9 protein-coding genes are annotated in these 7,885 nt (G+C 55.8%); 1 reads left to right on the top strand and 8 read right to left on the bottom strand.

Going from position 1 to position 7,885, the window contains the following annotated elements; translation table 11 throughout:
• Window positions 1–56: 56 nt before the first annotated feature.
• Together DI396_RS15825 and DI396_RS15830 are read right to left on the bottom strand one after the other, a co-directional pair.
• Window positions 57–1,343, bottom strand: coding sequence for an ABC transporter substrate-binding protein (locus DI396_RS15825; RefSeq protein ID WP_110797355.1), 1,287 nt, complete (start codon window positions 1,341–1,343; stop codon window positions 57–59).
• A 35-nt stretch (window positions 1,344–1,378) separates the two neighbouring features.
• Window positions 1,379–2,362: an ABC transporter ATP-binding protein gene (locus DI396_RS15830; protein WP_110797357.1), complete on the bottom strand. Its 984-nt coding sequence runs from the start codon at window positions 2,360–2,362 to the stop codon at window positions 1,379–1,381.
• Window positions 2,363–2,583: 221 nt separating this feature from the next.
• On the opposite strand from DI396_RS15830, the gene DI396_RS15835 reads away from it, so the two are divergent.
• The gene (locus DI396_RS15835) at window positions 2,584–3,291 is read left to right on the top strand and encodes a GntR family transcriptional regulator (RefSeq protein ID WP_110797366.1); all 708 of its coding nucleotides are present in this window, start codon (window positions 2,584–2,586) and stop codon (window positions 3,289–3,291) included.
• Window positions 3,292–3,674: 383 nt separating this feature from the next.
• On the opposite strand, the gene DI396_RS15840 is transcribed toward DI396_RS15835, so the two are convergent.
• From DI396_RS15840 to DI396_RS15860, 6 genes are read right to left on the bottom strand one after another with little or no spacing between them, the layout of a single operon-like run.
• Window positions 3,675–4,352 (bottom strand): type 1 glutamine amidotransferase domain-containing protein, encoded by a 678-nt coding sequence (locus DI396_RS15840; RefSeq protein WP_110797358.1) that lies wholly within the window; start codon window positions 4,350–4,352, stop codon window positions 3,675–3,677.
• Window positions 4,353–4,363: 11 nt separating this feature from the next.
• On the bottom strand, window positions 4,364–5,398 hold the full coding sequence (locus tag DI396_RS15845; protein WP_110797360.1) for an NADP-dependent oxidoreductase: 1,035 nt from the start codon (window positions 5,396–5,398) through the stop codon (window positions 4,364–4,366).
• A gap of 12 nt (window positions 5,399–5,410) precedes the next feature.
• Window positions 5,411–6,568, bottom strand: coding sequence for an iron-containing alcohol dehydrogenase (locus DI396_RS15850; RefSeq protein ID WP_110797362.1), 1,158 nt, complete (start codon window positions 6,566–6,568; stop codon window positions 5,411–5,413).
• Between the two features lie 4 nt (window positions 6,569–6,572).
• A complete protein-coding gene (locus tag DI396_RS16965; protein WP_407936319.1) occupies window positions 6,573–6,764 on the bottom strand; it encodes an OsmC family protein in 192 nt (63 codons plus the stop codon).
• Between the two features lie 36 nt (window positions 6,765–6,800).
• The gene (locus DI396_RS16970; RefSeq protein WP_407936318.1) at window positions 6,801–6,989 is read right to left on the bottom strand and encodes an OsmC family protein; all 189 of its coding nucleotides are present in this window, start codon (window positions 6,987–6,989) and stop codon (window positions 6,801–6,803) included.
• 54 nt (window positions 6,990–7,043) lie between these two features.
• Entirely contained in the window at window positions 7,044–7,631 is a 588-nt protein-coding gene (locus tag DI396_RS15860) for a TetR/AcrR family transcriptional regulator (RefSeq protein ID WP_110797363.1), read from the bottom strand.
• Window positions 7,632–7,885: the final 254 nt, after the last annotated feature.

The following is a 7,885-nucleotide window of genomic DNA, read 5'->3' on the forward strand; positions in this document are numbered from 1 at the left end:
TATTCTTTATATTGAATGGGGGCGGGTGCGCCGCTTGGCGCACCCGTTGGCCGTTTTTAAGCGGCGATAAATTCGTTCCACTTGCGGACCATGTATTGGTTTTCGTCCATGACAGAGTTCCAGCACACAACGGATCCCATGCGATCAAGGAAGGCCCCACCATCGCGAACTTCGCCCGCACCGGCCAGTTTGTCGCCGGTTGGGGACAAGATGTCACCTTTCGCGGCTTTGCCTTCGTACCAAAAACCCCATTCGTCTGCGGTCATGAACTCTTTCGACGTTTCGGGCACCGCCGAGTAATAGCCCTGACGCATCAGATAGCCGCCGACCCATCCAGAGAGATACCAGTTGATGTATTCATAGGCAGCTTCAAGCTCCAGACCAGACAGTGCAGCAGAGATGCCCAAACCACCGCCCCACGAGCGATAACCTTCTTCCAAAGGTTGATAAACGCATGGGACACCTTGCGATTTGACAGCTGTGATTGCAGGGGACCACATGGACTGGATCACAACTTCGCCGGACGCCATCAGGTTGACGCTTTCGTCAAAGGACTTCCAGAACGCGCGGAACTGGCCATTTTTCTTGGCCTCGGTAAAGATGCCGAGCGTCAGATCAATTTCTTCTTTCGTCATATTGCCTTTGTCGGGGTAAGTGTATTCGCCCATGGATTCCACGACCATCGCCATGTCCATGATCCCGATAGACGAGATGTCGAGAATGGATGCTTTACCCTTAAATTCAGGGTTCAAAAGCTCGGACCAGTTGTTGATCGGACGGCCGATCAGATCGGGGCGGATGCCCAACGTGTCGGCGTTGTAGATCGTCGGGATCAAGGTCATCCAACCGGATTCTTCTTGCACAAAGTCCGTACCGTTCGGGCCTGACGTAAAGCCGACGGTATGTGGTGCTGTGCCCTGTGCAATCGTGCTTGTCGGTGTCAAAAGACCGCTGCGGAATGTGCCGGCGATCTTGTCGTAATTGGCGATCTTGGACGTGTCCATTGCCTGCATGTTGCCAGCGGCCCAGACCTTTTTACAGATAAAGTATTCGATGTCTGCGATGTCAAAGCTGTTGGGCTGTGTGGCGGCGCGTTGTGTGACGCTGTCCGTATCCAGTGCAGTCATTTCAAGCGTAAAGCCAAGATCTTCTTTCACTTTATTGGCGACATCATTGAGGTTGGATACCCCCGTGCCGAACTGGCGAAGGGTGACATCCTTGATGTTTTGCGCCCAAAGCATCGGCGCGCCAAGGGTCGTAGAACCGGCCGCAATCGCGGTTGATGCGGCACCTTTTAATAAGTCGCGGCGGCTTAGGCCGGTCTGTGATGTAAGTTTGGTCATGCGTCGTCTCCTTGTCGGTGGTGAAGTGCCGCGTCTTATGCGGTCAGTTGGTGAAGATTTTTGGCGTCCCAATGCAGACCAATCCGGTCGCCGGGATGATGCGGGGTGGTGAAGTATTCAGCTTCGGGCACCAGCGCAGTGATTTCTTGGTCGCCGGTAATGCGCGACAGCAGCGATACATGTGTGCCTTGGTACTCAACGGCGGTCACTTGGGCGTCCAACCTGCCCTTTTGTGGCGCGGTGATGGCGACAGCGTCTGTGCGGATTGCGAAATGCCCTTCGGGCAGCGCGATGACATTATGGCCGCCCATAAACTGCGCGACAAAGCGGGTCGTTGGGGCGTTAAACACATCGCGGGCAGAACCCGCCTGTTCGATCACCGCGTCATTCATGACGACAATCTCATCGGCCAACGCAAGTGCTTCGTCTTGCCCGTGGGTGACGTGGATAAAGCTGATGCCCAGCTCCTTTTGCAGCTTCTTCAGCTCGCCGCGCATCCGGATGCGCAAGAACGGGTCCAGCGCTGACAGCGGTTCATCCAGAAGTAAAACTTCGGGCCTTGTGATCAATGCGCGAGCCAGCGCGACGCGCTGTTGTTGCCCGCCGGATAATTGATCAGGCAGTCGATCTGCCAGCGCCGTTAGGTCGACCAACTCTAGCATTTCACCCGCTTTGGTGTGGCGTTCCTTAACGTCTACCCCCTTCATTTTCAGGCTGAATGCAACGTTATCAAGGACGCTAAGGTGCGGAAATAAAGCGTAATTTTGAAACATCATCGCGGTGCCGCGCTGCGCGGGCGGCAGAGCGGAAATGTCACGCCCTGACAGCAAAATCGCACCCTCGGTCACGCTCTCATGACCCGCAATCATCCGCAGGGTCGATGATTTCCCGCACCCCGAAGGCCCAAGCAGGCAGGTATAGGAGGATGGCTGAAACCTATGCTGTATCGCATCCACAGCGACGGTCTGACCATAACGTTTGGTGACTTTCACCAGTTCCAGATCATGTTTTTTAGTCATGGGTGCTCCTATGTTGAAATCAGTTGGGCGCTTGTGATGTTGGAATTCAAACAGTGCCTACGGTTTCTGGGAAAGAGACAGGTCGATGACAAAAAATTGGGCGGAGCAATTGGGTGGCGCTCAAAAATTGGACACAATATATGTTCGAAATTGTATACAATCTGACCGCACCTTGTCCGCGACGCATGCCTCTGGCATCAGTGATTCTGAAGGAAACTCCTATGCAGGCTCGGCCTATCTCCAAACCCAAACCTCAAAATGCGACGCAGAAGGTAGCTGATGCGCTGGCTTTGGCGATCCATGAACATCGTCTCATGCCGGGTACAAAGCTGGGAGAGGACGAAATTGGAGAAATTTACAATGTGTCTCGCACTGTGGTTCGCGCGGCGCTTCAATCGCTGGCGCATATTCAGCTTGTAGAAATCCAGCGCAATAAAGGTGCATTCGTGGCAAGTCCGACCACGCGTGAGGCCCGCGAAGTGTTTGAAGCGCGCATCTTGTTAGAACCGCGCACCGCCCGTTCCGCCGCGAGCCGAGCAACACCACGCGACATTGAGATTTTGAAAGATCATATTGCTCAAGAGCATTTGGCCTTGGATGCTGGCGATAATGGCCGTGCGCTCAACCTGTCTGGTCGCTTCCATATCGAGATCGCGCGGATTGCAGATCAGAACACAATCAGTCAGTTTATCGAAACTCTGATCGCCCGTTCTTCTTTGGTCATAGCACTCTATTGGCGGCGCGAAAGTGCGCTATGCGAGAGTCACGCCCATCACGCCCTGGTGCAATCAATTGCCGATGGTGATGAGCAAAATGCCGAAGAGCTGATGCACAGCCACATCGTCGATCTAAACTCGGCGCTCGATTTACGTGATCGCCCCGTTCAGGCACAAAACCTACGGGAATTGCTCCAAGCGACAGATCAATAGTCTATCGATCTGAACGCGAATTTCGGTGGCTGCTTTTGGCAGGTAAACTGACGCCGGTTCATGCTCAATGTACGGCCACTTTCGTCCGCACTGCGGACCTTTGGCAAACAACAATGCCGCAAAATGGATCGAACGCCTGCTTCGGGAAGCTGCAATGCAGTGTTCGGGCATCTGGCCAACGTCGGCCCAGGGCCGCGAGCCGTCGAAAAGTAGAATAGCGGCTTGAGGCTTTCCTGGTCCACTTCTTTTAAGAGCGGTGGTAAACCTCACTGGCTCTCAGGGCGGATTCACGAGTGAATCCACCCTGATCTGAAGCACCCGACTGTCGCGCCCAGTTCAAGGGAAGCGGATCAGGCTATCGCCTTTTGCACAAGGCCCGGCCCCTATTTCAGCAGTGCGAGGATCTCTTGCGCGGCGGCGGCGGATGAGGCGGGGTTTTGGCCGGTTACAAGTTTGCCATCACGCAAAACGAAGCTGTTCCAGTCTGCGCCTTTTTCGTACAGACCGCCATTTGCCTTCAGCATGTCTTCTACCAGGAATGGCACAACGTCGGTGAGGGCCACGGCCTCTTCTTCAGTGTTGGTAAAGCCCGTCACGCGGCGGCCGGAAACCAGCGGTTTGCCGTCCGTCCCTTGGGTGTGCCGGAACACGGCGGGTGCGTGGCAGACCGCCCCAACAGGCAGGTCGGCGGCGGCGAAGGCCTCGATCAGGCGTTTGCTGTCCGCGTCTTCGGCGAGATCCCACAAGGGGCCATGACCGCCCGGATAGAAGATCGCGTTAAACCCGTCTTCGGTCACGTCCGAAAGTGTCAGCGTGTTCGCGAGATGCCTTTGCGCGCCGCTGTCGTCCTTGAAGCGGCGGGTGTCATCCGTCTGTGCATCGGGATTGTCACTGGAGGGATCAATCGGCGGTTGGCCGCCTTTAGGCGAAGCCAATGTGATATCGGCGCCTGCGTCTTTGAAAACGTAGTAGGGGGCTGCAAATTCCTCCAGCCAGAAGCCGGTTTTTTTGCCCGTGTCCCCAAGTGCGTCATGGGATGTCAGTACCATTAGAATTTTCATAGCCTTGCCTTTCAGTTGTGGCCAACGCGAATGACGCGCTTGCCAAAGTTTTCGCCGTTCAACAATCCGATGAAGGCTTCGAGTGCATTTTCCAGCCCGTCGATGATCTCTTCGCGGTATTTGATTTTGCCGCTCTCAACCCACGGCCCCATTTCCTTCGCGAAGTCCCCGTAGAGATGCCCGAAATCGTCAAAGATGATGAAGCCTTGCACCTTGAGTTTTTTGCGAAGGATTTGTCCCATAAGCCAGTTCATCCGGTCCGGCCCGTCGGGCAGGGTGGTCGCGTTATACTGCGAGATCAACCCGCAGACCGGCACCCGTGCGTTGGGGTTCAACAGCGAGACAACCCCGTCAAGAACCTTGCCGCCGACATTCTCGAAATAGACGTCGATGCCATCGGGGCTGGCCTTGGCAAGCTGTTCAGCAAAGTCATCTGCCTTGTGGTCGATACAGGCGTCAAAACCCAATTCATTGACCGCATAGGCGCATTTATCCGGCCCGCCCGCGATGCCAATCACGCGACAGCCTAGGATCTTGCCGATCTGGCCCACGGTGGCCCCGACCGGGCCGGTTGCAGCCGCCACGGCGATGGTTTCGCCGGGCTTTGGCGCACCGATCTGTGTGAGACCGGCCCAAGCGGTAAAGCCGGGCATACCCATGATCCCCAGCGCCCAGGACGGATGCGCAGGCGCTTTGCCCAAATTGGTGACGCCGACACCATCGCTAACAGCATAATCCTGCCAGCCATTGAAGCTGAGCACATAATCGCCCGGCGTGAACCCGTCGACGTTCGAGGTCACGACCTGCGCCACTGTTCCACCCTGCATAACCCCGCCAATTGGCACCGGAGCGGCGTATGAGGGTGCATCGCTCATACGTCCGCGCATGTAGGGGTCCAGCGACAGAAACTCCGTGCGTAAAAGCATCTGATTGCCCCCCGCAGAGGGAACCTCGCACTCGATCAGGCGGAGTGTATCCTTGGTGGGCGCGCCTTTGGGGCGCTCCGCCAGCACAAGCTGGCGGTTTACTGTTTCGGTCTGTGTCATGCTAAAGAACTCCTAAACGGCCGCTTCAAGAATGCGGCGTGCATCCTCGGGGGTGATAGCACTGTGCTCGCCAAGGGCGGTCATGCCGTGCTCTTTGAGTGCTGCTGCGATGTGGTCGATATCGGCGCTGGCGACGTTGTAATCGCCAAGGCGGGTTTTGATGCCAATAGATTCAAAGAAGTCGCGCGTCGCCTTGATGGTCGCGTCGATCCGTGCATCCTCATCGCCTTCGCGGATATCCCAGACATTGGCGCCGTATTGCAGCAGTTTCTCGCGTTTCGGGCCACGCTGGTCATTCATCAGCGCAGGCAGAACCACGGCAAGCGTACGGGCGTGATCGGTATCGTTCAGCGCGGTGATCTCATGGCCGATCATATGGCTCGACCAGTCCTGTGGCACACCCGCGCCGATCAGACCGTTCAGCGCCAGTGTTGCCGTCCACATCAAGTTAGCGCGGACATCGTAGTCATCTGGCGTCTCAAGGGCTTTGGGCCCCAGCTCGATCAAGGTGCGCAGCAGCGTTTCGGCAAAACCGTCCTGAACGCGCGCGGCGGACGGATATGTCAGATACTGTTCGATGATGTGAACAAAGGCATCCGCAACACCATTGGCGATCTGGCGCGGCGGCAGCGAGTAGGTGACCTCCGGGTCGAGCACCGAAAAGACGGGATAGCAGTGCGCGCTCATGAAGGGGAGCTTGGCGCCCTTTTCAGAATTGGTGATAACGGATCCAGAGTTCATCTCTGATCCTGTCGCGGGCAGTGTCAGCACGGTGCCGAACGGGACAGCGCCTTTCACGACCGACCCGCGCGATGTCAGGATATCCCATGCATCGCCGTCATAAAGAGCAGCAGCTGCGATGAATTTGGTGGCATCAATGACCGATCCGCCGCCGACTGCAAGAAGAAACGTGATGTCTTCTTTGCCGATAACCTCAACCGCCTTGAGTGCGGTGTCAAAACGCGGGTTCGGCTCGATCCCACCGAATTCGACCAACGTGCGCCCCGCAAGCGCCTCGCGCACCTGTGCAAGAACGCCGGTGCGCTCAGCGCTGCCACCGCCGTAGACGATGAGAACTTTTGCATCAGCAGGAACCTGATCCTTCAAGTCCGCGATACGACCCTTACCAAACAGGATATGTGTTGGATTGTGAAAATCGAAATTCTTCATTGTTTCAGACCTCTTCAGTTTCAATGTGCAGGCGCACGTCGATGTTGTTGCGTGTGGCGTTGGAATACGGGCAAACTTGATGCGCAGCTTTGACAAGGTGCTGTGCGTCATCTGCTGCCATGCCCGGCAAACGAATGGTGATGTCCAGATCAAGCGCGTAACCACCCTCTGCGCGTTGGCCAATGCCGACGTCGATCGTGGTTTTCGCCTTTGTGGCATCAAGTTTGAGCTGCTAGGCCATCAATTCCATTGCGCCGTCGAAACAGGCAGCATAGCCAAGTGCGAACAGCTGTTCAGGGTTCACCCCCGGCTCGCCTCTATCCGGGCGGACCATCTGGACCGAAAGGCTTCCGTCGTTCAAGGTGGCGGTGCCGGAGCGCCCTCCGCTTGCGGTTGCGGTGGTTTTGTAGAAAATTTTCATGATTTTCCTTTACGCATAGACCGGTCGTCTTTCGTGATGATAAATTTTTTAGAGTTATGGTGCTGGAACAAGCGCCCTTGTCGCATCCATTGCGGAATTAAGTGCGGCATCACTGTGCGAAATGCTCGCAACGAGACTGGCCCCAAGCCACATATGATAGATAACTTCCGCCAAGGCCCGAGGGTTTTCGATCGATGCAATCGTGCCCTCGTTCTGCCCCTGCTCTATGGTCTGCGCCAGATGCGCGACAATGTCGGAAACACCTTTTTGCAAGATGTTGCTCATGTTCTCCGACAGATCAGCAACTTCTGCCGACAGCTTAACCACCAGACACCGATCCTCAAGGTTCGGGCTGAGTTGTTTTTCGCGCCACCCTTCGAAATAGGTCAAGAGCCGAGACCGTGCATTCATGTATGGATGCACGAGAGAGGCATTCAGGCGATGGCTATACTCTATCATAAACTCGCTCAACAGCGCGCAGCCATATGCCTCTTTCGATGCGAAGTAGTGGTAGAACGAACCCTTCGGAATGCCAGCCTCTTTCAAAAGTGTGCTTAGGCCAACCCCAGCATATCCCTGCTGGGCTGTCAGGCGGCGTCCTGTGGTCAATATCCGAGATCGGGTGTCGTTTTGGTGTTCCATGACCCGCTACATAGGCAAAATTAGACCGGTCGTCTATGTACGCGCGATCTTTTCACGCTCACTAATCTGTGAGACAGGAGCGTCTACCTGCGGCGAATGACCTGTGTGGATTGAAGTGGTCCGGCAGAACAGGACAGCGTGCTAAGATGTATCCAACCTTGAAGACAGGATACACAAATGACCAAGAGACGCAGTTTTTCAGATAATTTTAAGGCCACGGTAGCGCTTGAGGCGCTTCGTGGAGACAAGACGGC

Source organism: Litorivita pollutaquae, from assembly GCF_003205515.1.
Taxonomy (GTDB): Bacteria; Pseudomonadota; Alphaproteobacteria; order Rhodobacterales; family Rhodobacteraceae; genus Litorivita; species Litorivita pollutaquae.

Excerpts from the sequence above, each read along its gene's own strand:
- DI396_RS15825 (WP_110797355.1), bottom strand. The coding sequence starts at position 1,343 with ATGACCAAACTTACATCACAGACCGGCCTAAGCCGCCGCGACTTATTA.
- DI396_RS15830 (WP_110797357.1), bottom strand. The coding sequence starts at position 2,362 with ATGACTAAAAAACATGATCTGGAACTGGTGAAAGTCACCAAACGTTAT.
- DI396_RS15835 (WP_110797366.1), top strand. The coding sequence starts at position 2,584 with ATGCAGGCTCGGCCTATCTCCAAACCCAAACCTCAAAATGCGACGCAG.
- DI396_RS15840 (WP_110797358.1), bottom strand. The coding sequence starts at position 4,352 with ATGAAAATTCTAATGGTACTGACATCCCATGACGCACTTGGGGACACG.
- DI396_RS15845 (WP_110797360.1), bottom strand. The coding sequence starts at position 5,398 with ATGACACAGACCGAAACAGTAAACCGCCAGCTTGTGCTGGCGGAGCGC.
- DI396_RS15850 (WP_110797362.1), bottom strand. The coding sequence starts at position 6,568 with ATGAAGAATTTCGATTTTCACAATCCAACACATATCCTGTTTGGTAAG.
- DI396_RS16970 (WP_407936318.1), bottom strand. The coding sequence starts at position 6,989 with ATGAAAATTTTCTACAAAACCACCGCAACCGCAAGCGGAGGGCGCTCC.
- DI396_RS15860 (WP_110797363.1), bottom strand. The coding sequence starts at position 7,631 with ATGGAACACCAAAACGACACCCGATCTCGGATATTGACCACAGGACGC.